Here is a 25,034-nt window from a genome sequence, read left to right on the forward strand (position 1 = left end):
TTTGAAAGAGGTATACCAATTAAGGTATACCTCTTTTGTTTAACCATTTTGGATAGATTACTAATGAAAAATAGTAAGTATGTAGTTTGAAACTGAGTATTTTTTTTCTTGTATTTTTAACTAGATTAAAGAAAAGAGAGAAAACAAGAAAAATTAAATCAGATAAAAAAATTCTGAAATATACTCTTGAATTGAATATCATTATCAATTAGAATCATAATTGATAACGACATTCAATTATCGTTTATTATATAAAATTTCGATAGCTTTAATATAAAGAGGAGGACCAACATGCAGCATGCGAAACAAATCGCAGAACATGCAACATTACAAAGCTTTTTAAACTGTTATTTAAGAGAAACAGGGAGTGGAGAATGGATTACAGAGGATGAAAGAATGAAGATTATCTTCAGTAATACGTTGAATAGAGATACAGTCCCCACATATTTATGTTGTCGGCTATCGGCACAGAACGTTACTTTGTATGGAGAAGTTATATATAAATCATCAACAGATCGTCATTTGTTTGGAGAACAATTTTATTATCAAATTGGAGATAGTAATTCTGTTATTAAAGCAGATTACGTTACAGTTATTACATTTTTAATAAAAGAGATGTCTATCAACTACGGAGAAGGGACGAATCCTGCGGAACTTATGCTTCGAGTTATCCGTAGTTGTCAAAATATTGAGGAATTTACAAAAGAGAGAATAGAAGATACGTCCGCATTATACGGTTTCCATACAACTTTTATAGAAGCGGAGCAGTCTTTATTATTTGGGCATTTAACTCATCCTACACCAAAGAGTAGACAGGGGATATTGGATTGGAAAAATGCAATGTATTCTCCAGAATTAAAAGGAGAATGTCAGCTTCATTATTTTCGGGCCCATAAAAGTATAGTAAATGAAAAATCATTATTATCAGATTCTACAACAACGATTATAAAAGAAGAATTAAGTAATGATGAGATGGTTAGTAAGGAATTTATAGAGAAGTACTGTAAGGAAGATCAATATGCATTAATTCCAATTCATCCGCTTCAGGCAGAATGGCTCTTGCATCAAGCTTACGTACAAGATTGGATAGTTCAAGAATTGCTTGAGTATATTGGACCTGTAGGTAAGTATTATATGGCAACATCATCACTAAGGACGCTATATCATCCCGATTCGAAGTATATGCTTAAGTTTTCATTTCCGGTGAAAGTAACGAATTCAATGCGTATTAATAAACTGAAAGAACTTGAGAGTGGTCTTGAAGGGAAGGAAATGTTAAAGACGGCTATTGGTGAAGTACGAGAAAGGTTTCCAGGCTTTGATTTTATTTGTGATCCAGCCTATATTACATTAAATTATGGAACACAAGAATCTGGATTTGAAGTGATTATTCGCGAGAACCCTTTTTATAGTGAACATGCAAACGACGCAACATTAATTGCTGGGCTAGTTCAAGACGCTATACCTGGAGAGCGTACGCGGTTATCGAATATTATTCATCGCCTAGCAGATTTAGAAAGTAAAAGCTGTGAAGAAGTAAGCTTAGAGTGGTTTAGACGATATATGAATATTTCTTTAAAGCCAATGGTATGGATGTATTTACAGTATGGTGTTGCATTAGAAGCTCATCAGCAAAATAGCGTTGTTCAGCTAAAAGATGGTTATCCGGTCAAATATTATTTCCGTGATAATCAAGGATTTTATTTCTGTAATTCAATGAAAGAGATGCTTAATAATGAATTAGTTGGTATTGGAGAACGTACTGGAAATTTATATGACGACTATATTGTGGATGAGAGATTTCGTTACTACTTAATTTTCAATCATATGTTTGGTCTCATTAATGGTTTTGGCACAGCAGGATTAATTAAGGAGGAAATTCTTCTCTCGGAATTAAGGTCTGTACTTGAATCATTCCTTCCGTATAACCGGGAACCTTCAACATTTTTAAGAGAATTATTGGACGAAGATAAGTTAGCGTGTAAAGCAAATTTACTAACGAGATTTTTCGATGTCGATGAGTTAAGTAATCCATTAGAGCAAGCAATTTATGTGCAAGTACATAATCCGCTCGTTAGAGAAGTGGCTGTTCGTTCATAAATAGCGTTAAAATTTCACGTAATACAAATAATGGTATTTTGTCATAAGGTGGAGGGTTTTATGAGAGTGGACATGTATCATACGAAAGTATTGAAGGCGCTCGAATCAGAAGATTACATTTCAGTACGAAGAAGAGTGCTACGTCAATTAGTAGAATCGTTAATTTATGAGGGGATTATTACACCGGTTCGCATAGAAAAAGAAGAACAAATTCTTTTTATAATACAAGGACTTGATGAAGAAGACAAAAGTGTCACGTACAAATGCTATGGCAGGGAACGGATGACATTTGGACGTATTTCTTTAGACTCATTAATAGTAAGAGTCCAAGATGAACAGCAAGAAATACAATCTGTCTCGCAATTTCTAGAAGAAGTTTTTCGGGTTGCTAGTGTAGAACAAGCTAAATTAGATTCTTTTATGCACGAATTAGAACAAACAATATTTAAAGACACGATTGCACAATATGAAAGAAATAATAAGAAAGAATATACTCAAAAATCTTACGATGAGTTTGAAAGCCATTTAATAGACGGCCATCCATATCACCCTAGTTATAAAGCACGTGTTGGATTTCAATATCGTGACAATTTTCAATATGGATATGAATTTATGCAGCCAATAAAACTCATATGGATTGCAGCGCATAAGAATTATGCGACTGTAGGTTATGAGAATGAAGTGATGTATAACGACCTTTTAAAAGAGGAGATTGGCGATCGTAAATTAGAAGAGTTTATGGAACGAATTCGTAATAGGGGATGTTATCCAAAACAGTACGTGTTTATACCTGTTCACCCATGGCAGTGGGAGAATTTCATCATTTCAAATTATGGGGATCATATACAGGGTAATTTTATTATTTATTTAGGAACATCAGAGGACGATTATTGCGCGCAACAGTCAATGAGAACGTTAAGAAATATTACGAGTCAAAAGAAACCGTACGTTAAATTATCGATGAATTTACTCAACACTTCAACACTCCGTACACTGAAACCATACTCTGTTGTAAGTGCACCAGTAATATCAAATTGGTTAAATGATGTTGTAAGTAATGACGCCTATTTAATGGATGAAGCACGTTTAATCTTGTTAAGTGAGTTTTCAAGTGTAACGTATGACACGAATAAGAAAGCTATATATGGTTCATTAGGATGTATTTGGCGCGAAAGCGTTCACAAGTATTTAGATGCACAAGAGGATGCAATTCCTTTTAATGGTTTATACGCTAAAGAGAAAGATGGTACACCAATTATTGATGCGTGGTTGAATAAATATGGAATGAAGGATTGGCTACAATTACTTATTCAAAAAGCGATAATACCAGTTATACATCTTGTTGTAGAGCATGGCATCGCACTGGAATCACATGGACAAAATATGATTCTAGTCCATAAAGAAGGGGTGCCTGTTCGTATTGCGTTAAAGGATTTTCATGAAGGGCTTGAGTTTTATCGTCCATATTTGAAAGAAGTTGACAAATGTCCCGACTTTACTAAAATGCATAAAACATATGCGAATGGAAAAATGAATGATTTCTTTGAAATGGATCGCATTGAATGTTTGCAAGAGATGGTGTTAGATGCACTATTTCTGTTTAATTTAGGAGAATTAGCATTCGTACTTGCGGATGAGTATGGATTGAAAGAAGAACATTTTTGGATGATGGTTGTTGAAGAAATTGAAAATCATTTAAGAATATATCCACATTTGAAAGGTAGATTTGAAAATATTCAATTATATGCACCTACATTCTATGCTGAACAATTAACGAAACGTCGATTATATATGGATGTGGAATCGCTTGTTCATGAAGTTCCAAATCCATTGTATAGAGTAAGACAACTTATGAAACAAAAATCAGCTGTTACAGGGGGAAATTATGCTAATCGTTAATAAACAAGAGTATAGCAAAAGTGATTTTGAATTGAGATTACAAGTTTATGAGGAAATGGAACAATTTCAAAAAGCAGAAGGAAATAGATTTGCACTTTGTCTGAAAGATCCATTCGATATTATTACGCTTGTGTTTTTCTTAAAAGAAAAGAAATCATCAGTATTACTTATACATGAAGATACGCCAAAAGAAACGGCTATTGAAATGGCAAAGCGTGCAAATTGTGTAGGGATTTTATATGGAGAATATGGCGATTTTACAAAATTAGAAGTAGGGAACTTTTTACTAGAAGAGCCTTCTTTATTGCAATATAGTTCGGGAACTACGGGAGAACCGAAACTGATTCGTAGAGCATGGACGGAAGTTGATACAGAAATTACTGCCTATAATGAAGCTTTAAACTGTGAAGTAGATGAAGTGCCAATCGTTATGGCTCCTGTTTCACATTCATACGGACTAATATGTGGTACGTTATCAGCAATTACGAGGGGGAGCAAGCCTGTAATCATTACGAACAAAAATCCTAAATTCGCATTAAATATAGTTCGCAATACAGAAAAACATATTATATATGCAGTACCACTTATGTTACACATTATGGGGAGTTTTCCATTAGGAACGTTCCAGTTTCATAAAATTATGACATCAGGATCGCCTTTGCCAGAAGCACTATTTTATAAACTAAAAAAAATGACAACATATATGATGCAGCAATACGGTTGTTCTGAAGCAGGTTGTATTAGTATATGTCATGATATGAAAAGCCATTTAGATTTAGGAAACCCTCTACCTCATGCAAGTATAAGCATAGGTTCAGATGAAAATGCACCGGAAGAAATCGTCGTGAAAATGAATGATAAGGAAATTTTCACGAAGGATTTAGGGTATAAATCTGAGCGTGGCATTCATTTTATGGGGCGTATGGACGATGTAATTAATGTCTCAGGATTAAAAGTCTTTCCTATAGAGGTAGAAGAAACGATGCTTCGATTGGAAGGTGTGCAAGAGGCAATTGTATATCGGGGGAAACATCCTGTGATGGGCGAAATAGTTAAAGCGAAAGTGATCTCTCATGTTGATCCAGTGAAAATAAGAGAATGGTGTATTCAGCACTTACCTTCTTATAAAGTTCCGCATGAAATTGAAAGTGTAAATAAAATTCCTAAAAATAAAACTGGAAAAGTAAGTAGAAAGTTACTAGAGATGGGAGAGGTTACAACATGAGACGGGAAGCGTTAAAGAATGCCGTGTTAAAAATTATGATAGAAAAAATGGAACTGAAAAATGTAACGCATTTAGAAGAAACGATGCGCTTAAATCAAGATTTATATATAGATTCGGTAATGATGTTACAGCTTATTGTATACATAGAAATGGATGTAAAGCTATGCGTTCCAGAGGATGAGGTAGACCCAAAGGCATTTCTTACTGTAGGATCTTTGCTTGATTTTATGGAAGAGTTAGAGCCGTTACAGGAAGTAAATGTGAATAACTAACCTTTAGGAAAGTGGATGAGAGTATGACTTCAATTAAAGTGCACTGTTTAGTGAGTTGTTTTTGTGAAATTATAAAAAGGCGTAGCGACATTGATTTTCGTCCATTTTATTTTGGACTATGGGATGGAGATTTTGATATAACACAAGGCGGAATTATTTCATATCACTCTGAAAACATTAACCATGATCATTATTTAATTTGGTTTGAAAAATTGTACGGTATTAAAGTAAACGAATGGTATGATCATGCAAAAGATAAAGATAGCAATGTAGAAACGTTTTTAGAATTAGTAGAAAACAAGCCGGAAAATCGTTATGTCATTGTAATGGTTGATATGTCTCTATTACCAGAGAGGGAAAATAAATTTCATCAAAAACCGTTTCCACATTATTTAATGATATCAAAAACAGAGAAAGAAGAAGAATGGTTCATGCTAGATCCTGATTTTCGTTGGGAAGGAAATATGGAAAGAGAAAAAGTACTTCACTCTATTCAAGATAACCCATTTGGTGGAGGTTATTTCATTGATATAGAAGGAATTGGAGAGCCAACGCAAGAAACAGTAGCTAGTTATTTCACAGAAACATTCAAAAAGAACGACAATGAACTGACTATGGAACTGAAAAATTTAATTGTAAAAATGGCAAATGAGGAAGAAGGATATGCGCTTTCTGGACTTGTAGCAGCAGTAAAACAAATACCAGTACTTGCAATTCGTAAATATAGTTATGAGCATGCCTTTGCATACTTCCGTGAAACGTTGCAATATTCGGAGCAAGAATTTGATTATTGGTGTGATCGAGTAGAGGATATTGTACAAGGATTTACAAATGTACAGTATCGTGCAATTAAAATGGCAATGACGAATAATAAAGGTATGCTAGTATCGATTATTGAAAAACTGGATGAAATGAATGCAATTGAACTGCAAATTAAGAAGGAATTAGAGAGACAGTTTCTATCATGGAAAGGTATGAAAACAAATCAATCTGTCGCAACTCTTTAATAAGCTAACTGAATTTAAGATAGGAGAGTTTAATACTATGAAATATTCGCTATGTACCATTTCATTTCGTCATCAATTAATTTCATTTACTGATATTGTTCAATTTGCATATGAAAACGGTTTTGAAGGAATTGAATTATGGGGGACGCATGCACAAAATTTGTACATGCAAGAACGTGAAACGACAGAACGAGAATTGAATTTTCTAAAGGATAAAAACTTAGAAATTACGATGATAAGTGATTACTTAGATATATCATTATCAGCAGATTTTGAAAAAACGATAGAGAAAAGTGAACAACTTGTAGTACTAGCTAATTGGTTTAATACGAATAAAATTCGCACGTTTGCTGGGCAAAAAGGGAGCAAGGACTTCTCGGAACAAGAGAGAAAAGAGTATGTGAAGCGAATACGTAAGATTTGTGATGTGTTTGCTCAGAACAATATGTATGTGCTGTTAGAAACACATCCCAATACACTAACGGACACATTGCCTTCTACTATAGAGTTATTAGAAGAAGTAAACCATCCGAATTTAAAAATAAATCTTGATTTTCTTCATATATGGGAGTCTGGCGCAGATCCAATAGACAGTTTCCATCGATTAAAGCCGTGGACACTACATTACCATTTTAAGAATATATCTTCAGCGGATTATTTGCATGTGTTTGAACCTAATAATGTATATGCTGCAGCAGGAAGTCGTATAGGTATGGTTCCGTTATTTGAAGGTATTGTAAATTATGATGAGATTATTCAGGAAGTGAGAAATACGGATCTTTTTGCTTCCTTAGAATGGTTTGGACATAATTCAAAAGAGATATTAAAAGAAGAAATGAAAGTATTAATAAATAGAAAATTAGAAGTAGTAACTTCGTAATGTGAAATGATGTGAGAGTCTCGTTTAGAGGCTCTTTTTTTATGGTAAAAAACAACCAAAAATTTCCATGTATTTTAATTTGAATTTAACACAATTTATATATAAATAAGGAGGTGATTGGTAATGGCTAGAAATCGTAATTCTAATCAATTAGCATCACATGGAGCACAAGCAGCTTTAGATCAAATGAAGTATGAAATTGCACAAGAGTTCGGTGTACAACTTGGAGCTGATACTTCTTCACGTGCAAACGGTTCTGTAGGCGGTGAAATCACAAAACGCCTAGTAGCGATGGCAGAACAACAGCTTGGTGGCGGATATACTCGCTAAATGTAGAAGGTTATAGGAGAAAGGAAGGATTCTTCCTTTCTTTTTTTTTCAATTAATTGGTATGGATATATAGTGAACAGAATTCAAAGAATAGAAGTAATACTATATTTTACCCAATTTCTTTTGTTGTGAATGGGAAGTATTAAAGATGTAATAGCCCTGGTGGAATGAAAATTATGTTCCAGCAGGGCTATTATATGGTAAGAAATATATGATGAAAGGTTCCGAAATCAACATGTTAAAAAAAGAAAACTGTTGTTTAATTGCGCTTGCATCAGTTCCACTTGTCATGACATTAGGGAATTCAATGCTCATTCCAATCTTGCCGACAATTGAAAAGCAATTACATATTTCATCGTTTCAAGTATCCATGATTATTACAATTTACTCTATCGTAGCCATTTTACTTATACCGATTGCTGGTTATTTATCAGATAGATGGGGACGAAAGATGGTAATGGTTCCGAGTTTGCTGATTGCGGCTATAGGAGGAGCGATAACTGGTTGGGTATCATGGAAAGTTGATAATCCCTACATTTGGATACTAATCGGTAGAGCGATTCAAGGTATTGGTGCTGCTGGTGCAATGCCGGTTGTTATACCGTGTGTTGGTGATTTATACAAAGATGAAAAACAAGTTAGTACAGGTTTGGGAATCATTGAGACATCCAATACATTTGGAAAAGTGCTGAGCCCTATTTTAGGATCTGCTCTTGCTGCCATTGTATGGTTCTTACCATTTTGGGCGATTCCAGTTTTATGTGTCGTAGCAATTGTTTTATTGCTGGTATTAGTAAAGGCAAAAAAACAAGAAGGGGAAGTACCGCCACTAAAAGAGTTTATTCGATCTATTATCTCTACGTTTCGAGAAAAGGGAAGATGGTTAATTGCCATTTTTGCATTAGGTGCAATTATTATGCTTATTTTATTCGGAATTCTCTTTTATTTGTCGACTATACTGGAATCAAAGTATGACATTCATGGTATATGGAAAGGGTGTGTGCTTGCTATCCCGTTACTTGTACTGTCACTTAGTTCCTATATGGCCGGTAAAAAAATTGGAGATAATCAAAATGTTATGAAGAAGTGTATTTATATTGGTTTTTTAATGGCAGCTGCATCAGTCATCATTCCTTTATTTATAAAAGGGATTTACTTACTACTTCTTTGTCTCGTTATTATGGGGATAGGAATTGGTATGGCACTCCCATGTTTAGATGCTCTCATTACACAAGGGATTGAAAAGGAGCAAAGGGGAACGGTTACGTCCTTTTATAGTTCAATGCGATTTATCGGTGTAGCAGCTGGACCACCTTTATATTCTTTTTTTATGAAAGGGGCGGACCATGAAGTGTTTTATTTGACAAGTATTTTCGCTGCCATTGGTGCTGTTATAGCAATCATTTGGATTAAACCAGCAAAAGATGCAAAGACGGTAAAACAGAAACCGGAACCTACTTCATAATTTGAAAGAGAATTGCATGATGTTTTCAGTAACATGCAATTCTCTTTCGTTCATTAAGAATAAATAACTTGTTTTAACATATAAAGCGCGACACCCCATATGATGAGACCAGAAAATTTATTTAATAATAAGATTGTCTTTCCGGTTGAGTCTAGTCTTTTTAGAAATTTCCCCGCTAAAGCTAAGCTTATAAACCAAATCCAAGAAACGATAATAGTTGCAAGTGTAAAAGCCCATTTTTCACTTCCTATGTATTGAATAGAATTTGTTCCAATTACACCGATTGTGTCTAAAATTGCATGTGGATTTAATAACGAAACTGATGCTGCGAAAAGGATTTGCTTTTTTAAGGGCATACTTTTTTCTTGTTTTACATCGTTGGAAGGGTTACTTCTCCAAATAACAAAGCCCATATATAGGAGAAAGAAAAATCCAATTATATATAACGAGTTAGTTAGCCAAGAAAAAGTAAGGAGTACAAGGGAGACACCTTGCACCGCAATCAATATGAGTAACGTATCACATATAGAGGCAGTTAATACTACAGGGGCTGCCCTCCAAATGTTTGGTTGGCTAGCGCCTTGGTTAAAGACAAAAACATTTTGTACACCTAATGGAATGATAAGTCCAAATGCAAGAATGATACCATGAATAATTGCTTCACTCATCATATTACCTCCTATTTTAATTCATTATGATAGTGTATATTGTATAGAAGAAATGAAAATTTGTATCCATCCATATGGTTGGGGAGGTTACCAACCAAAAAGAATATAAGGTGATATGATGGAAAGATTCGTTTGGAAACCGAATATGTCTCTAGCGACGCCGCTGTATAAACAAATAGAAACGTATATAAAAGAAAGGATTGTTAATGGAGAATGGACCGTTGGAACAAAATTACCTTCACAAAGAGATTTGGCCCATACATTTGGTGTGAATCGAAGCACAATTGTAATGGCTTTCGATGAACTAGTTGCGAAGGGATATATTGAAGGGAATGGCAGGAAAGGAACAATTGTTGTAAATAATAATGAGAATGCTTCAACTTACGCACCCCCGCCTAATTGGCAGTCTTATGTAGAAACAGGAGTTCATTATCCGAATCTCCCAGCTATTCAAGAGATTAATCAAGCTGAATTTTATCCACATGTAATTCGGTTAGGAACAGGTGAGCTCGCGCCGAGTCTCTTACCTGAGAAAAAGATGAAAGAAATTATGAATAAGCTTTTAAAGTCAAATGTGACGCTTGGGTATGAAGAGCCGAAAGGAAATCTGTATTTAAGGGAAAAGATTTCCGAATACTTAAAGGAGCATGGCGTATATGTATCTCCTGCCTCTATATTAATTGTTTCAGGAGCAATTCAAGCGCTGCAACTTATTTCTATGGGGCTTCTTTCGAAAGGGGCATCCATCTTATTAGAGAAACCATCCTATTTATATTCGCTTAATGTTTTTCAATCAGCAGGAGTACGTTTAATTGGAATCCCAATGGATGAGAGCGGGTTACATACATCATATATTAAGAAATATAAGAAGCAGTTCAATGCCTCTATTTTATATACGATCCCGTCTTTTCATAATCCGACGAATTTTAGTATGAATACTAAGAAGCGAAAAGAAATAATGGAAGTATGTAATGAAATTGGATTACCTATTATAGAGGACGCAGTGTATCAAGACTTATGGTTTGATGCACCTAGTTCGAAACCTTTAAAAGCCTATGATAAAAATGGAATTGTACTACATATTGGAAGCATGTCCAAAGTAATTAGTCCAGGTTTAAGAATTGGATGGATTGTTGGACCCGAGCCAGTAATTCAAAGATTGTCAGACATAAAAATGCAAACAGATTATGGTTCAAGCACTATATCCCAGCAAATTGCAGCAGAGTGGTTTACAAATGGTCTATATGATGAGCATTTGCGATTTGTAAGAAGTGAATTGAAAAAACGAAGAGATTTTATGTTACTAATGTTAGATAAATATCTTCGTGAAATAGCAACTTGGCATGAACCAACAGGCGGGTTTTATATATGGGTACATATAAAAATACCCATTTCATATCGCAGTTTATTTGATAAAGCTCTGCAAGAAAAGGTTTTATTAAACCCAGGTACTTTATATGATAGAAGTGCAAATCAATTTTTGCGCCTATCGTATTCATACGCAACGTTAGAAGAAATTGAAATAGGTATAAAAAAACTTGCACAACTAATGAAAAAGTAAGAGGAGAAAGTAATGAAACAATATGTAATTTGCCAAATGATCAATGGAGAAAAATATTTAGCTGCTTATGCGGAGACCCAGCAAGAAGCAATTGAAAAAGCAGAACTGTTAGGATTAAGAACGGGAAATCGTTACATAGTTATTACTGCAGAAGAAGCCGAAGGGTTATCGTACCCTTAAACAATGTACGAGATTGTATAGGAAGTAAATAAGCCTAGTAATATAAGAAATTACTAGGCTTATTTACTATTAATTTGTCAAACGTTTTTGTATGCAAAATAATAATATTATGAGTCAAGTTGACGAAAAAATCGATTTGTCTTTCGGTCTTGATTTCCTTTTCTATATTCATCAATATATTGCCTAAAGTTCCAAGCTTGTAAAAATTTATTAGCAGAGTTATAACCAGAATTGTAAAGCCATTCTTTTTCTTCCTTTGTCAGTTCAAAATTAGTACTTGTAATCGTTCCTGTTGGAATTGTAATGGTTCTTGCTTTTGATTCCTTATCTAAATGACGTAAATCGTGAGCTTGCATCATTGTTTTAAATAGTCCTTTGAACATAGAAATAGGCTCGTTATAGTGAGCAGGGTCAGCTTGAATCTCATCTTTTACAAAATGAAATCCGAAAGTCGGCCAGCGAGGAGCGGTAGGTGAATCGAAGATCCAAATTGGATAATTACTTAGAATTCCTCCATCAACCATATAACAAGGCTGCTTCCATTTTGGAGTTCTCCATTTTACGGGTTCAAAGAAGAAGGGGATTGTACTACTCATTCTTACCGCTTTAGCGATAGAGAAGCGATAATTTAAAAATCCGTAGTTTGGTAAGTCGTCAGGAAAGACAACCATTTTACCATTACTAATATCAGAGGCGATGATTTTGAGTTTGTTTAGATCTGGTAAATCAGTAAATAAATGAACACCTTTTTTTCGAAGTAATTCTTCAATCCATTCTTCTATAAATACATTAGAGTATATACCTAGAGTAGTCCATGCACTTAGTCCCTTACCGATAAAAGGAATTCTATCAATAAAAGTTCTTTTCGTAAATTTATTATAATCAATATCAGTTATAATCGTTTTTAACTCTGAACAAGAATATCCTGCCGCTAGGAGCGCTGCAATAATCGAACCAGCCGATGTACCAGCTACACGTTCCCATTCATAACCTTTTTCGGCTAACGCGCAAATTGCCCCGACATGCGCAATACCGCGCACACCGCCTCCTTCAAAAACACCATCAATCTTCATTAAACATACTTCCTTTCGAATAAAAGATTTGGAAATGGCAAAAAAGCACGTATTGTACGTGCTTTTTTTTAATAGTTTTTAAGTTTACTAGCAGCCTACAAAGCCGCCCCAACAGCTAGCTCCGATGATGATTAGAAGGATAAATAAAACGATTAATAAAGCGAAACCTCCGTAACCACAACCGCCGCCACCGTATCCGTAACCACAGCAACTATATCCGTAACCCATGTGGAATTCCTCCTTATATTTAAAAATGAACGAGGGGAAAATGTACTGGAAGAAATAAAGAATTATCGTGTTTGTAGGAACAATGTATAGTATGCTTTTTTAAACTTGTTCGCGTACGAAGGATAAGCCCGTTTTTTAGAGGCTTGTTGATTTTGTAAAGAATGAAGTATAATCTTTGTACTATGATATAAATAAGTATGTAAATGTAAGGAGAATTTATGAATAAAAAAATTGAAGTATTAATTGATAAATATGAACTAACACACTTGAAAGAAGAACTTATTAATACTGTATTTCCTTGTATAAAAGTTGTGCCAAAGCAGCAGGAAACTGTTGCGATAGGTAGTTCGAAAATGGGAGGAGTTCCTGATTTACCAGCTTTATTTGAATATCCAAAGTATAAGGGAAATCCACTACAATTTATCGCACAATTTAACTTAAGTGATTTACAAAACGTTGGTATGGATCACAATCTTCCTAAGACGGGGATGCTGTATTTCTTTTGTATTGAAAATTATTTTGAAGAAAATGTGAATCTAACAGAAGCTGGGCGTGTACTTTATTATGATGTTCCTGTAGAGCAATTACGAAGAGAAAATGAAATACAAGCGAAATATAACCAGTGTGCAATTACTTTTGAACTGACATACAAATTACCAGAACTTTTCATTGAAGATGAGGCTGATTCAGATCGTTTCTTGCAATTACTTGAAGAGCTAATTCCAGATAACTACGATAACCATCAAATGTTTGGTGAGCCATTCTCTGTACAAGAAGAAGTGTTATATGAGACAGGAGAATATATGGGAGTAGACCCGCAGCAAATGACTCTTTTATTCCAAATTGATTCAGATCATAAAAATTGTAATATGGTTTGGGGAGAACTAGGGATGCTATATTTCTGTATTAGTAATGAAGATTTGAAAAATCAACGTTTTGAAAATACATGCTGTGTATTACAAACATGCTAATGAAAAAAGGTTGTTCTTTTAAAAAGAACAACCTTTTTATGTGAATTAGTTAATATGCATAATCTCATATGACCTATACGAAAAAGTATTGTATACTCTGAAACTATACGATACTTTTTCGTATAGTTATAGAATATAAGGAGTGACAAGATGGGAAAGACAAGTAAGTATGTGACAGCTGCCGCACTTTGTTCAACTATAGTAATGGGAGGCTTACAAGCGTCATCTGTATCTTATGCAGCTACAAATCCGACTACGGTGACAGCACAATCAGATGTAAAGTTATTAGATGATTTCAGAAAAGAATTAAAAAAACAGATTGATAATCGAGAAGAAAATATTACAATCACATATAAAACAAAAGATAGAAATGCTAGAAATATTATGGATCAATTGTATGGTGAGTTTAATAAAATTGTAGATGCTGATGAGTATGTAAAATATAATGTAGCGTCTACTAGATATTCTATTAAAGGAATGCCAGGGGACTATACGTTTACACTGCAAGTAAAATACCGTGAATCAAAAGAACAAACTCAATATGTAAAAGCTCAGGCAAAATCAATTGTTGGATCAATTGTAAAACCAGGAATGGATGAGCATGAGAAAGTAAAAGCTATTCACGATTACGTTGTGAAGCATGTGTCTTATGATACGTCTTATCAAGCGTATACAGCATATGAAGCATTAGCGAATCGTTCTGCCGTTTGCCAAGGATATACATTATTAACGTATGAGTTGTTAAAAGAGGCAGGTATTCAAAATCATATTGTAACAGGCACAGGAAATGGACAAGCTCACGCGTGGAATTTAGTGAACATTGAAAACAAATGGTATCACCTAGATACTACATTTGATGATCCAGTACCAGATAAAGCAGGGCGTGTAACTTACTCATATTTTAATATGTCTGACGAACAGTTAAGTAAAGATCATGAATGGGATCGTAGCAAATATCCAGCGGCAACTACAAGTTATTTTGGTGAATTAACAAATAAAATAAAAGCTGGTAGCTCAAAAACTGTTGTATATGAGCAGATGTTAAAAGAAACAAATTTACAATACTTATCTGCAGAATACGGAGCAGAAAATTATAATGAATTTAAGCAAAAGTTGCAGCAACAGTTTGCAGCCAAACCAGAAAAAGTAGAAGTACGATATAAGCAGTCCATGGATGGAACGATGCAAGATATAAAGAAAGTATTAAATGAAATAAATTGGCCAAAAGGTGCAAAGCGTGTGTCTTATCAAGTAGCACCTTATAGTGCATTGGCTGGTTATTCATTGGCGACAATTACATTTACGTATTAAGCAATGAGAAAGAGCATCTGTAAAAGATGCTCTTTTTATATTTGTTGATCACTTTAAAATATTGGGAATTATGTGATAAAATAAAAAGGAGAGGATGTGAATGCTGAATGAACTTGTTCGAAAGTAATATTTTTACATTGATATATACTTGTTTAGTAATCGGACTTATCGTTTTGTTTTTCATATCATTTACTTTGTTTATTAGAAGAGTATTACAAAGCAGCGTTGCAAAGAAACACCACGTGATTAATATGAACCAGAAGCTAGATCGAATTATTGAATTGCTTGAAAAAGATAAGAAATAGCGATAGAAGAAGTATGAAAAGGGGAAGAGAATGGCGAATTATATAAAAGAATTACGTGAAAAAGTAGGGCATGATTATGTTTTCTTAAACTTTGCCGGTGGTTGTGTATTTAATAAAGAAGGAGAAGTATTACTGCAAAAAAGAGGAGACTTTAACGCTTGGGGCTTTCCAGGTGGCGCAATGGAGATAGGAGAATCGGCTGCGGAAACTGCAATCCGAGAAATAAAAGAAGAAACCGGGTATGATGTAGAAATAAATGAGCTTATTGGAGTGTATACAAAATATTTTCAATCATATCCAAATGGAGACAAGGCACAGTCAATTGTGATGTGTTTTTCATGCTCAATAGTTGGGGACGACAAAAAAGTAGATGGTGATGAAACGTTGGATTTGAAGTTTTTCCCGTTAGACGACATGCCACCGTTATTTTGTAAACAGCATGAAGATTGCCTGCAAGATTTATTGGAGAAAAGAGTAGGGGTATATCGTTAACATATAAAAAAGAAGCTAAATGAGATTAGCTTCTTTTTTATGTTTTATTTCCACCAATCATCAAACATTGACGCTGGTACTTGTCTTTTATGCTCACTCACTGTGTAACGTTTTTCAATTTTCTCTGCAACGTCAGCTGGAACTGCTTTACCTTCTAAATAATCATCTAATTGATCATAAGTAATACCTAACTCTGTTTCGTCAGCTTGACCTGGTTTTTCATCTAATAAATCAGCTGTTGGCATTTTTAAGTAAAGTCGCTCGTCTGCACCTAACTCTTGTAATAATGCACGTCCTTGGCGCTTTGTTAATCCCGTTAATGGTAATAAATCTGCACCACCATCTCCGAATTTTGTAAAGAACCCTGTTACAGCTTCTGCAGCGTGATCTGTTCCGATAACAAGTAGCCCTTTTTGTCCACCAATTGCATATTGAGTAACCATACGGATACGTGCTTTCACGTTACCTTTATTGAAATCTGTTAATGATTCACCCAATAAGTTTTCATATTGATTTGAAAAAGCATCAACAGTTAAAGCAATATCAAATGCAACAGATTGATCTGCTTGAATGAATTGTAATGCTAATTGTGCATCATCTTCATCTTTTTGTACTTTATAAGGAAGACGTACGGCGATAAACGTTACATTACCACCTTCGTTACGAATTTCTTCAACTGCAAGTTGTGCTAAGCGTCCTGCTAAAGTAGAGTCTTGGCCGCCGCTAATACCAAGTACAAATCCTTTTGCGCCTGTTTTTTTTACATAATCTTTTAAGAAATCAACTCGTTTACGAATTTCAACTTTTGGATCAATTACAGGCTGAACATGTAATGCTTTCATAATCTGTTCTTGTAATGTCATTATGTTTTCCTCCTATTCATATTAAAGCGGTAAATAAGTTTATATGTATAATGGTACATACTTCTATCCTTTATTATTTCGCAAAACTAACGAATATACAATAGGATGTGTGTATGAATATGAATGTAGTCATTATAAATAAAGTACTACGTATAAGCAATTTTTTTAAACCTTTCAAAACTGTAAGGTTTTTGTCATTTGAATCGATGGAAGGTATTTCCGTACTTTACTAATATAAAAACATAGTTAGTAGAAAGAAGGGCGGAGAAGTAATATGAACATTAGAGAACTCGCATATCGGAATGTAACGCGAAATAGACGGACATACTCAGCCTATTTTTTGAGTAGTGCATTTGCTATTATGGCCTTTTTTGTGTATTCATTTTTTGCGTTTCATCCGGCATTAAGTGCAGGAGAATTGGGTCAGTACGTATTCGTAAGTATGTCTTTTGCACAGTCTATTATTTACTTATTTACATTCTTCTTTATTTTATATTCGATGGGAATGTTTTTAAAAACGAGAAAGCGTGAGCTAGGAATTTTAATGATGCTAGGTATGACGAAATATCAATTAAAGCGTCTTATCTTTTTTGAAAATATTATGATTGGAATAGGGGCAATTATTTTTGGTATTCTTTCAGGTATGTTATTTTCAGGGGTATTACTATTTGTCGCCCCGATGATATTAAAACTAGATATATCCTTATCCTATTACATACCGATGAAAGCAATTGTTGTAACAAGTATTATGTTTTTCATATTATTTATGATCATATCATTGTTTAGTGCAGGAATGATTCGTAAAAATAAAATTATGAAGTTGTTTAGAGGGTCAGCAGAGGCAAAACCGGAACCGAAAGCATCAATCATTTCTTCAATATTAGCAGTAGTATTGCTTAGTGCTGGCTATGTAGGAGCTCTTCTATCGCATGGCGCAATGGTATTTATTATGATGATTCCTGTTACAACGGTAGTTATTATTGGGACGTATTTGTTGTACAAGCAGCTGAGTGTCTTTATTATTCGATTATGTAAAAAAAGTAAACGTTTCTATTGGACACAGACTAATATTATTACGTTATCAGATTTAGCGTATCGCATGAGAGATAACGCAAGAATGTTCTTTATTGTAACCATTATTTCTACTGTAGCATTTTCCGCAATAGGGACATTAGTCGGCTTCGCATCCATGACGAAAGGGATAATGGAGAGACCAATTGCGTTTCATTACCATTCTAAGCAAGGGAATAGTAACGAATCACAACATATACAAATGATTGACAAAGGATTAAAGAAACATAATATAGCAGCTTCAAAAACTAATATTTCGACAAAGAAAACGGAGGAACAGTCGTTAAGAAGCGCCACTTTTATAAAAGAATCAGATTATAAGGAATATGCAAAGTTAACAGGAGAACCATTTAATACTGTAGCCAATAAAGAGATTGTATTTTTGTCAGCTGATATACCAGGGCCAGCGATGAAAGAAAGAAAAGAAATTACTTTACCCAATATGAATGAAAGTTTAAAGGTGAAAAAAGTTACTTCATCTTCATTGGGGAAAATATTAAGAGGAAATGTTTATGTAATCTCTAATAATCAATATGATTCATTACAAGATGGATTTATAGAGACAAAAGATTATATGTATAAAACTGAAAGAACGAAAGATGAGATTGAAATTGGTAAAGAGCTTACTCATCAAATTAAACCGTATCAAGAACAGTCAACGTTTAGTGCGGAAGAGTACGAACAAAACCAAAGTTTACAAATTGCAGGACCGATTTTATTTGTAGGTTTCTTTATTGGTATAGTATTTTTCGTTTGCGCAGGAAGTTTCCTTTACTTCCGTTTATTCTCCGATTTGGAGGATGATGTTCGCTTGTTCGAAATGATTCGAAAAGTTGGATTGACGAGTGGGGAATTATCGAAGGTAGTTACAATTCGATTGGCGCTTTTATTCTTCGTTCCAATTGGTGTTGCAACATTACATGGGGCAGTAGCCTTAACTGCGTTAGGGCAAATGTTTGAGTACTCATTGTTTAAAGAAAATACAGTTGTATTAAGTATTTTCATAGGTATTCAAATTGTATACTTCTTACTTATAAGATCCCGTTATGTAAAACAATTGAAAGAGAGATTACGTATGCATTAAATGTGTTTTTTTAACTCGAGTACAAAATTTTCTAAAAAGAGGCAAGTATTGCCAAAAAGTGATAAAATGGAAAAAGCGAGGTGGAAAAATTAATATAGAGTAAGGGGGGAGAAATATGAAAGCAACAGGAGTTATTCGAAAAGTAGACGAATTAGGACGAATTGTTATCCCTAAAGAATTACGCGATGTATTGGGAATACAAATCAAATCACCGCTTGAAATTTTTGTAGAAGCAGATAAAATCATTTTACAAAAATATCAACCTTACAATGCTTGCCAAATCACAGGTGATGTTTCAGAACAGAACATATCATTAGCAAATGGAAATATTACTGTTGGGATAGAGGGAGCGGAATATTTAGTAAAAGAAATAGAAAAGTTTTTAAACAAGAGTGAGGTTTAGTCTTAATTTATATTATTTTTCAAATTACATATCATTCTTTTAAAAGACTGTAAGAGGACCATTAATTGGTTCTCTTATTTTGGTTAGTAGTTGAACGACATGGGGTGTTACTTCCTACAAATCATAGGGAAAATAAAAAAGTAGTATAAAGTTAGTAAATGATGTTGAGAAATATTTGAAAAGAAGGAAAACAAAAAGAATAAAACGAATGTTACATTTACACGTATTCAAAAGTGGTCTGAAATGAAAATAATACATTTTCAGGAGGGATTACGATGAGTAGTACAGTGAATAAACAAAAAGGTATACAATTGATTCCGTTTACCGTAAATAAGGTGGTAGAACAAGTAAATGAAATTCCACCAGGTGTACAAATGATTCACGCTCCGCAAGTATGGGAAAAGAGTGTGAAGGGGCAAGATGTAGTCGTTGCCGTATTAGATACAGGGTGTGATACTAATCATATAGATTTAAAAGATCGTATTATCGACGGAAGAAATTTCACAAAAGATTATGAAGCTGATCCAAATGTGTATCTTGATAATAACGGACATGGTACTCATGTAGCGGGGACGATTGCCGCGACTGAAAATGGTGTCGGTGTATTAGGAGTTGCACCACTTGCTAAAATGTTAGTATTAAAAGTTTTAGCGGGAGATGGTTCTGGAAGTTATGAGCAAATTATTGAGGCAATTCATTATGCTGTAAATTGGAGAGGGCCGAATCAAGAGAAAGTGAGAATTATTTCAATGTCACTTGGTGGTCCGCAAGATGTTCCAGAATTACATGAAGCAATTCAAAATGCGGTAAAGCAGGATGTTCTCGTTGTATGTGCTGCTGGAAATAATGGAGATTGCGATGATGAAACAGAGGAATTAGATTTCCCAGGTGCTTACTCTGAGGTAATTGAAGTTGGTGCTGTTAATTTAGAGCGGAAGATTGCATGTTTTAGTAATTCAAATCAAGAAATTGATCTAGTAGCGCCAGGTGATGAAATATTATCTACGTATCCAGATGGGAAATATGCTGTGTTAAGTGGAACTTCCATGGCGACGCCGCATATTGCTGGGGCGCTCGCCTTGCTCATTAAACAGTGTGAGAAAGAATACGGTCGAAAGTTATCAGAGCCGGAAGTATATGCACAACTTATTAAAAGAACTGTACCTTTAGGGTACGAACGTACATCTGAAGGGAATGGATTAATAGATTTATTAAAAGAATAGCCATATTAAAAAACATCTCATATTCATATGAGATGTTTTTTAATATGGCTCTGTCGCATGTAATACAACTTGTAACAAACCTGGGAATCTAGCATTTAAATCTTCTTCACGAATTGAAATGAAACGTTGTGTTCCTTCAAGGCGTGTGTACATAACACCTGACTCACAATGAATAGAGTACTAGCTGTATTTTTCACGATAATGTTTATGATCGGTACAGACACTTTCTTAATTTCACCACTGTTGCCGACATTACAACAGGTGTATCATGTTTCAACCGAGTTGTCAGGATGGATGGTGAGTTCGTATGCTTTAGGGTATGCTGGATTTGCGCTTATTGCTGGTCCTATATCAGATGGATTAAACAGAAAAAAAGTGATGGTACTAGGTATGAGTTTTTTTGCAATAAGTACGTTTTTGTGTGGAATTGCACCGAGTTTTTGATGGATGCTAACATTTAGATTTTTAGCAGGTGTAAGTGCAGCTTTTGTATCTCCACAAGTGTGGGCATCCATTCCGCTCCTTATAGAGAAAAAGCAAATTGTGAAAGCAATTGGGGTTGCAACAGCAGGGTTATCAATCTCTCAAATTTTAGGGCTGCCACTGGGAGCTTATTTAGCAACGATACATTATACAATCCCATTCTATTTCATTGGTATATTATCAGCACTACTTGTTATTCTTATTTATGTTGTATTACCAGAAATACAGTCGGTTCATATAGGTGGAAATAAAAAAGTGATTTTACAGCGTTATAAACAATTACTTACAGATTCAAAGGTTTCACTTTCTTATTTTGCATACTTTGTTTTTCAAACCGGAAATTTTGCTGCATTTTCATTTTTTGGTGTATGGCTTTCCATTCAATTTGGCTTACAGGTTCATGAAGTAGGTACGGCTATGCTTGTACTAGGATTAGGAAATTTAGCTGGTAATATTTTTGGCCCTAGACTTGTAAATAAAATTGGATACAATCTTTCTTTCTATGGTGGAATTGTATTTACGGCAGTGTTATATGTAATACTTCCCTATTTAAAGAATCTTATTTTTGTTGAATTCTTTTTCTTTGTTTTATTTTTTGTGACAGGAATTTTGTTTGTATTAATGATGGGACATTTACAAAACATGTCTACTATAGCAAGGGGAACAGGTGCTGCCCTTGCTAACGCCTCGATGTACATTGGCCAAATGATTGGTGCGGTAATAGAAGGAATGTTATTTGCAACATCTCACAATTTTATACTAGTAGGTAGCTTTACAGCGTTATTATATGTTGTAGCTTTATTTCTGTTTAGAAAAGGTGAAAACATTAGTAAAGATAATGAAAAAGGAATTGCATCATAAAGTTTTAGTAAATCAAAAAACAATTTTTTAGGATAAGTTAAAAAGGTGCTTTTTGATTGCATAGTTGCTGTATTTTTAATAATTCGTCGTTGAGCTGTATGATTGAAAAGGATTTGTAATAAAATTATGGGGAAATAAAAAACCCCTATATAGATAGGGGTTTATATATCGGCATATAGCTCCTCGGAAAAGGATATACCTAGTTTAACATATAGGAGTACTTATAATTGTGAAATAGATGTGAAAGTAATGTGAAAAATGTTGTAATAAAAAGCACTGTTTTAGCTAATGTAGCTAAAACAGTGCTTTTCTCTTTGATTGAACAGTTGCAGCATTTTCATCATGTATACCTGCATCTTTAATAATTCGTTGTTTTGCTTTATTTAATAGATGGTTTACTGCTTCACCAAAATAGTTAGCTTCGCTTTTTGTGCGGGCTTCTCGTAAACATTTATAGTTTTCTAGCAGTTCCTCTTTTTCGGAGTTTGTTAAGAAATCTTCTATTTTCTTTTTTGTCATACGAAACACCCTTTCTCCTGACAAACGACGCAATAGAAAATATTTATTTCTCATTATAACAATAATTTTAAAAGAAAGTATACACTAACGTCGCAATAATTTGTCAATTTCTTGAATCTTCTCATCAGCTTTCCCAATTTGCGTATTTTTAGCCTGTTCGCCACCAAGAGCTTGATGTAGTAAGAAAGTTTGACCGGAAATAGCAGTTACAATGGATACTTTTATAATTTCTTTTATTGCGGTGACATCGAATAAAACGAGTCCAAGAAGTGCAGCTAGGCTACCGGTAAAAACATCAGTTAAAAATCCAAAGTGAAAAAAAGTTTTCAAACGGCGTGGAAGCAATAACTTACCTTGGTTATTGATTAGATGGGAAACGAAGCCAGTAATGCCACCAACGAGAACAGCGGTTAGCCATTGATACATTTCCATCGAATCCACTCCTTTTAGTGAATAAGATTCGATTATTTTATATTGATTCCTTTTAATATTTCATATAAGCATATTGAGAAAGTTTGTTTGGGTATATTTTGTATTCAATTTAATTATAACAGAAAATTTCGATAGATTTCAGTCTATTATATGAATCATTTTTACAATAATATGAATGCAGAAAGGGGTGCGTCATATGAATATAGATTATCGAATAAGAAGTGTAGATGGTTATACAAAAAAAATAGGGGAATTAGTAAGCATGCTTGAGCATACGAGAGCTGTAACATTAGGCGAAGTAAAAAATTTATCAGTTGAGCAATTAGATTTAATTATGCAGAGCAGCGGAAATTCAATTGGCGCCTTATTAAAGCATATAGCAGCTATTGAAAAAGTTCATCAGCTTATTTCATTTCAAGATCGTGACTTTACAAAAGAAGAATTAGAAATATGGGAAGATGCATTGTATTTAGGGGAAGCAGGTAGAGCGATCTGTGGTCATGAAATACAGTATTATGTACAACTTCTACAAAGTGTTCGAGAAGAATCTCTGAAGTATTTAAGTGAACAAGGTAATGAGTGGCTCATGTCAGAAAGAAAGTGGCCTAACGGTGTAGTATATAACCAGCACTATCTTTGGTTTCATGTGCTAGAAGATGAAATTAGTCACCGAGGACAAATTAGAATGCTCAAAAACAAGTTATTTGAAAATTACGTTAAATGATGTAGCTTTTTATAGGAGAATTCCATATAATGAGAGTAATAAAAATAAGAACGGGGTGATGTATTATGGCGAAAATAACTTATATGAATAATAAACCAAATACAAAGGTGGATGGAAAGGGCGAAACGATATAAGTGAGCGCACTATCCTTCCACTTAGCTTAAACTAGGGAGGATATCAATTTGAATCAAAATATTTTAGAATCGTATGGCTGGGATTCTTTTTTTGAGGAACAAGCTGTAGAGAACTTTGAAGTAGGGCGTATTTTACTTGAGCATAAGCATATATATCGAATTATTTGTAATGATGGTGAATATATGGCAGAACTGTCTGGAAAGTTTCGGCATGAAGCAGTAACGAAGGGAGATTATCCAGCTGTTGGTGATTGGGTGTATATAAAGAAAATAGAGAATGAAAAGAAAGCTATTATTCATCGTGTTTTTCCGAGAAGAAGCTCTTTTTCTAGACAAGAAGCTGGTACTCGAACGGAAGAACAAGTAATAGCAGCAAATGTAGATTATTTATTTTTAGTGAATGCACTTAATCATGATTTTAATGTTAGAAGGATGGAACGTTATTTATTATTAGCGTATGAAAGTGGCGCTATGCCAGTTATTGTTTTAACAAAGAGTAGTATATGTAATGATGTAGAACAGAAAATTGTAGAAACGGAAGCTATAGCAATTGGTGTTCCTATTTTCGTTGTTGATAGTTTAGAGCATACAGGTATTGATTCGTTGAAACAATTCGTTTCTTCAGGGAAAACAATTGCTTTAGTTGGGTCATCAGGGGTAGGAAAGTCAACTTTGTTAAATGCGCTAATAGGAATTGAGGTAGCAAAAACGGGAGATATACGTGAAGAGGATAGTAGGGGGAGGCATACGACAACGCATCGAGAGTTATTTCAATTGCCAAGTGGCGCTCTCGTAATTGATACTCCCGGCATGAGAGAATTGCAACTTTGGGAAGGAAGCGAAGCGATTCAAACAACATTCTCTGATATTGAAAAACTTGCGACAACATGCCGTTTTCGTGATTGTAAGCATGAGGATGAACCAGGATGCGCGGTGCATAGTGCAATTGATAACGGACTTATTACGATAGATCGTTTGAAAAGCTATAAAAAATTACAAAGAGAACTGGCGTATTTTATGAGAAAACAAGATGTAATCCTTGCCAGAGCAGAGCGTGATAAGTGGAAAAAGCTTTCTAAACAACATAAAAAAATGTAAAAACCAAAGGGTGCCCCTTTGGTTTTTTCTATTTGTAAATTTTATAATAATATTATTCGTATATATAGACAAAGGGAAATTAATTGTTTAAACTTTACAAAGTATTCATCATAATAGGTTATGAAAATAATAATTAGGGATTGGGAAATATTCATAATTAACTCAATTTAAC

Annotated in this window: 25 protein-coding genes and 2 pseudogenes; 20 read left to right on the top strand and 7 right to left on the bottom strand. The window is 34.2% G+C overall.

Annotated features, from left to right (window positions below; genetic code table 11):
- Positions 1 to 291 precede the first annotated feature (291 nt).
- The 8 genes from BM089_RS05570 (at position 292) to BM089_RS05605 (ending at position 9,178) form a co-directional block, all read left to right on the top strand.
- Complete coding sequence (locus BM089_RS05570; RefSeq protein ID WP_001163337.1) at positions 292 to 2,100, top strand: IucA/IucC family protein; 1,809 nt, start codon at positions 292 to 294, stop codon at positions 2,098 to 2,100.
- A gap of 60 nt (positions 2,101 to 2,160) precedes the next feature.
- The gene (locus BM089_RS05575; protein ID WP_053564713.1) at positions 2,161 to 3,999 is read left to right on the top strand and encodes an IucA/IucC family protein; all 1,839 of its coding nucleotides are present in this window, start codon (positions 2,161 to 2,163) and stop codon (positions 3,997 to 3,999) included.
- Positions 3,986 to 5,224, top strand: coding sequence for an AMP-binding protein (locus BM089_RS05580; protein ID WP_090976243.1), 1,239 nt, complete (start codon positions 3,986 to 3,988; stop codon positions 5,222 to 5,224). The genes BM089_RS05575 and BM089_RS05580 overlap by 14 nt, the downstream gene beginning before the upstream one ends.
- A complete protein-coding gene (asbD, locus tag BM089_RS05585; RefSeq protein ID WP_001250560.1) occupies positions 5,221 to 5,496 on the top strand; it encodes a petrobactin biosynthesis protein AsbD in 276 nt (91 codons plus the stop codon). Before BM089_RS05580 ends, asbD begins: the two co-directional genes overlap by 4 nt.
- A 23-nt stretch (positions 5,497 to 5,519) precedes the next feature.
- Positions 5,520 to 6,503, top strand: a complete 984-nt coding sequence (locus BM089_RS05590) for a DUF6005 family protein (protein WP_139213213.1) — start codon at positions 5,520 to 5,522, stop codon at positions 6,501 to 6,503.
- A 37-nt stretch (positions 6,504 to 6,540) separates the two neighbouring features.
- The gene (locus BM089_RS05595; protein WP_000877687.1) at positions 6,541 to 7,383 is read left to right on the top strand and encodes a sugar phosphate isomerase/epimerase family protein; all 843 of its coding nucleotides are present in this window, start codon (positions 6,541 to 6,543) and stop codon (positions 7,381 to 7,383) included.
- Between the two features lie 123 nt (positions 7,384 to 7,506).
- On the top strand, positions 7,507 to 7,713 hold the full coding sequence (locus BM089_RS05600) for an alpha/beta-type small acid-soluble spore protein (protein WP_000113545.1): 207 nt from the start codon (positions 7,507 to 7,509) through the stop codon (positions 7,711 to 7,713).
- 235 nt (positions 7,714 to 7,948) lie between these two features.
- Entirely contained in the window at positions 7,949 to 9,178 is a 1,230-nt protein-coding gene (locus BM089_RS05605; RefSeq protein ID WP_139213241.1) for a bacillibactin exporter BcbE, read from the top strand.
- A 53-nt stretch (positions 9,179 to 9,231) separates the two neighbouring features.
- On the opposite strand, the gene BM089_RS05610 is transcribed toward BM089_RS05605, so the two are convergent.
- Positions 9,232 to 9,846, bottom strand: a complete 615-nt coding sequence (locus BM089_RS05610; protein WP_001287303.1) for a LysE/ArgO family amino acid transporter — start codon at positions 9,844 to 9,846, stop codon at positions 9,232 to 9,234.
- Positions 9,847 to 9,964: 118 nt separating this feature from the next.
- On the opposite strand from BM089_RS05610, the gene BM089_RS05615 reads away from it, so the two are divergent.
- Together BM089_RS05615 and BM089_RS05620 are read left to right on the top strand one after the other, a co-directional pair.
- Entirely contained in the window at positions 9,965 to 11,407 is a 1,443-nt protein-coding gene (locus tag BM089_RS05615; protein ID WP_069355447.1) for an aminotransferase-like domain-containing protein, read from the top strand.
- Between the two features lie 12 nt (positions 11,408 to 11,419).
- Positions 11,420 to 11,587, top strand: coding sequence for a DUF3933 family protein (locus tag BM089_RS05620; protein ID WP_000816390.1), 168 nt, complete (start codon positions 11,420 to 11,422; stop codon positions 11,585 to 11,587).
- A 107-nt stretch (positions 11,588 to 11,694) separates the two neighbouring features.
- On the opposite strand, the gene BM089_RS05625 is transcribed toward BM089_RS05620, so the two are convergent.
- Together BM089_RS05625 and BM089_RS05630 are read right to left on the bottom strand one after the other, a co-directional pair.
- Complete coding sequence (locus tag BM089_RS05625; RefSeq protein WP_000686807.1) at positions 11,695 to 12,660, bottom strand: patatin-like phospholipase family protein; 966 nt, start codon at positions 12,658 to 12,660, stop codon at positions 11,695 to 11,697.
- An 87-nt stretch (positions 12,661 to 12,747) separates the two neighbouring features.
- Positions 12,748 to 12,888, bottom strand: coding sequence for a YjcZ family sporulation protein (locus BM089_RS05630; protein ID WP_000540419.1), 141 nt, complete (start codon positions 12,886 to 12,888; stop codon positions 12,748 to 12,750).
- 218 nt (positions 12,889 to 13,106) lie between these two features.
- Here BM089_RS05630 and BM089_RS05635 point away from each other — a divergent pair, with 218 nt between their 5' ends.
- The 4 genes from BM089_RS05635 (at position 13,107) to BM089_RS05650 (ending at position 15,967) form a co-directional block, all read left to right on the top strand.
- On the top strand, positions 13,107 to 13,859 hold the full coding sequence (locus BM089_RS05635) for a YwqG family protein (RefSeq protein ID WP_090976248.1): 753 nt from the start codon (positions 13,107 to 13,109) through the stop codon (positions 13,857 to 13,859).
- Between the two features lie 150 nt (positions 13,860 to 14,009).
- Positions 14,010 to 15,170, top strand: coding sequence for a transglutaminase domain-containing protein (locus BM089_RS05640; protein ID WP_000520865.1), 1,161 nt, complete (start codon positions 14,010 to 14,012; stop codon positions 15,168 to 15,170).
- A gap of 107 nt (positions 15,171 to 15,277) precedes the next feature.
- Entirely contained in the window at positions 15,278 to 15,475 is a 198-nt protein-coding gene (locus tag BM089_RS05645) for a DUF4083 domain-containing protein (protein WP_001048104.1), read from the top strand.
- A gap of 30 nt (positions 15,476 to 15,505) precedes the next feature.
- Positions 15,506 to 15,967, top strand: a complete 462-nt coding sequence (locus BM089_RS05650) for an NUDIX hydrolase (protein WP_000024994.1) — start codon at positions 15,506 to 15,508, stop codon at positions 15,965 to 15,967.
- Between the two features lie 44 nt (positions 15,968 to 16,011).
- On the opposite strand, the gene nadE is transcribed toward BM089_RS05650, so the two are convergent.
- Positions 16,012 to 16,830, bottom strand: coding sequence for an ammonia-dependent NAD(+) synthetase (nadE, locus tag BM089_RS05655; protein WP_000174903.1), 819 nt, complete (start codon positions 16,828 to 16,830; stop codon positions 16,012 to 16,014).
- 274 nt (positions 16,831 to 17,104) lie between these two features.
- Between nadE and BM089_RS05660 the strand changes: the two genes are divergently transcribed.
- From BM089_RS05660 to BM089_RS05670, 3 genes are all read left to right on the top strand, one after another.
- Entirely contained in the window at positions 17,105 to 18,985 is a 1,881-nt protein-coding gene (locus BM089_RS05660; protein ID WP_001025995.1) for an FtsX-like permease family protein, read from the top strand.
- Positions 18,986 to 19,100: 115 nt separating this feature from the next.
- Positions 19,101 to 19,388 (top strand): AbrB/MazE/SpoVT family DNA-binding domain-containing protein, encoded by a 288-nt coding sequence (locus tag BM089_RS05665; protein WP_000648324.1) that lies wholly within the window; start codon positions 19,101 to 19,103, stop codon positions 19,386 to 19,388.
- Positions 19,389 to 19,663: 275 nt separating this feature from the next.
- Positions 19,664 to 20,611 (top strand): S8 family peptidase, encoded by a 948-nt coding sequence (locus tag BM089_RS05670; protein WP_000099763.1) that lies wholly within the window; start codon positions 19,664 to 19,666, stop codon positions 20,609 to 20,611.
- Between the two features lie 39 nt (positions 20,612 to 20,650).
- Here the strand turns inward: BM089_RS05670 and BM089_RS31345 are convergent.
- Positions 20,651 to 20,776: pseudogene (locus BM089_RS31345) on the bottom strand (transcriptional regulator); the annotation flags it as partial.
- A 3-nt stretch (positions 20,777 to 20,779) separates the two neighbouring features.
- Between BM089_RS31345 and BM089_RS05675 the strand changes: the two are divergent.
- Positions 20,780 to 21,955, top strand: a pseudogene (locus BM089_RS05675) (MFS transporter).
- A gap of 294 nt (positions 21,956 to 22,249) precedes the next feature.
- Here the strand turns inward: BM089_RS05675 and BM089_RS05680 are convergent.
- On the bottom strand, positions 22,250 to 22,474 hold the full coding sequence (locus BM089_RS05680) for a hypothetical protein (protein WP_000162602.1): 225 nt from the start codon (positions 22,472 to 22,474) through the stop codon (positions 22,250 to 22,252).
- 84 nt (positions 22,475 to 22,558) lie between these two features.
- Entirely contained in the window at positions 22,559 to 22,906 is a 348-nt protein-coding gene (locus BM089_RS05685; protein WP_000426321.1) for a DUF4257 domain-containing protein, read from the bottom strand.
- 196 nt (positions 22,907 to 23,102) lie between these two features.
- Between BM089_RS05685 and BM089_RS05690 the strand changes: the two genes are divergently transcribed.
- Both BM089_RS05690 and rsgA read left to right on the top strand, forming a co-directional pair.
- Entirely contained in the window at positions 23,103 to 23,630 is a 528-nt protein-coding gene (locus BM089_RS05690; protein ID WP_001018102.1) for a DinB family protein, read from the top strand.
- A 182-nt stretch (positions 23,631 to 23,812) separates the two neighbouring features.
- On the top strand, positions 23,813 to 24,862 hold the full coding sequence (gene rsgA, locus BM089_RS05695; protein ID WP_001073089.1) for a ribosome small subunit-dependent GTPase A: 1,050 nt from the start codon (positions 23,813 to 23,815) through the stop codon (positions 24,860 to 24,862).
- The last annotated feature ends 172 nt before the right edge of the window (positions 24,863 to 25,034 follow it).

The sequence above is a fragment of the Bacillus sp. 5mfcol3.1 genome, from assembly GCF_900114335.1.
In the GTDB taxonomy this organism is placed as follows: domain Bacteria; phylum Bacillota; class Bacilli; order Bacillales; family Bacillaceae_G; genus Bacillus_A; species Bacillus_A thuringiensis_S.

Coding starts and splice junctions, on each gene's coding strand:
- BM089_RS05570 (WP_001163337.1), top strand. CDS start 292: ATGCAGCATGCGAAACAAATCGCAGAACATGCAACATTACAAAGCTTT.
- BM089_RS05575 (WP_053564713.1), top strand. CDS start 2,161: ATGAGAGTGGACATGTATCATACGAAAGTATTGAAGGCGCTCGAATCA.
- BM089_RS05580 (WP_090976243.1), top strand. CDS start 3,986: ATGCTAATCGTTAATAAACAAGAGTATAGCAAAAGTGATTTTGAATTG.
- asbD (WP_001250560.1), top strand. CDS start 5,221: ATGAGACGGGAAGCGTTAAAGAATGCCGTGTTAAAAATTATGATAGAA.
- BM089_RS05590 (WP_139213213.1), top strand. CDS start 5,520: ATGACTTCAATTAAAGTGCACTGTTTAGTGAGTTGTTTTTGTGAAATT.
- BM089_RS05595 (WP_000877687.1), top strand. CDS start 6,541: ATGAAATATTCGCTATGTACCATTTCATTTCGTCATCAATTAATTTCA.
- BM089_RS05600 (WP_000113545.1), top strand. CDS start 7,507: ATGGCTAGAAATCGTAATTCTAATCAATTAGCATCACATGGAGCACAA.
- BM089_RS05605 (WP_139213241.1), top strand. CDS start 7,949: ATGTTAAAAAAAGAAAACTGTTGTTTAATTGCGCTTGCATCAGTTCCA.
- BM089_RS05610 (WP_001287303.1), bottom strand. CDS start 9,846: ATGAGTGAAGCAATTATTCATGGTATCATTCTTGCATTTGGACTTATC.
- BM089_RS05615 (WP_069355447.1), top strand. CDS start 9,965: ATGGAAAGATTCGTTTGGAAACCGAATATGTCTCTAGCGACGCCGCTG.
- BM089_RS05620 (WP_000816390.1), top strand. CDS start 11,420: ATGAAACAATATGTAATTTGCCAAATGATCAATGGAGAAAAATATTTA.
- BM089_RS05625 (WP_000686807.1), bottom strand. CDS start 12,660: ATGAAGATTGATGGTGTTTTTGAAGGAGGCGGTGTGCGCGGTATTGCG.
- BM089_RS05630 (WP_000540419.1), bottom strand. CDS start 12,888: ATGGGTTACGGATATAGTTGCTGTGGTTACGGATACGGTGGCGGCGGT.
- BM089_RS05635 (WP_090976248.1), top strand. CDS start 13,107: ATGAATAAAAAAATTGAAGTATTAATTGATAAATATGAACTAACACAC.
- BM089_RS05640 (WP_000520865.1), top strand. CDS start 14,010: ATGGGAAAGACAAGTAAGTATGTGACAGCTGCCGCACTTTGTTCAACT.
- BM089_RS05645 (WP_001048104.1), top strand. CDS start 15,278: ATGAACTTGTTCGAAAGTAATATTTTTACATTGATATATACTTGTTTA.
- BM089_RS05650 (WP_000024994.1), top strand. CDS start 15,506: ATGGCGAATTATATAAAAGAATTACGTGAAAAAGTAGGGCATGATTAT.
- nadE (WP_000174903.1), bottom strand. CDS start 16,830: ATGACATTACAAGAACAGATTATGAAAGCATTACATGTTCAGCCTGTA.
- BM089_RS05660 (WP_001025995.1), top strand. CDS start 17,105: ATGAACATTAGAGAACTCGCATATCGGAATGTAACGCGAAATAGACGG.
- BM089_RS05665 (WP_000648324.1), top strand. CDS start 19,101: ATGAAAGCAACAGGAGTTATTCGAAAAGTAGACGAATTAGGACGAATT.
- BM089_RS05670 (WP_000099763.1), top strand. CDS start 19,664: ATGAGTAGTACAGTGAATAAACAAAAAGGTATACAATTGATTCCGTTT.
- BM089_RS05680 (WP_000162602.1), bottom strand. CDS start 22,474: ATGACAAAAAAGAAAATAGAAGATTTCTTAACAAACTCCGAAAAAGAG.
- BM089_RS05685 (WP_000426321.1), bottom strand. CDS start 22,906: ATGGAAATGTATCAATGGCTAACCGCTGTTCTCGTTGGTGGCATTACT.
- BM089_RS05690 (WP_001018102.1), top strand. CDS start 23,103: ATGAATATAGATTATCGAATAAGAAGTGTAGATGGTTATACAAAAAAA.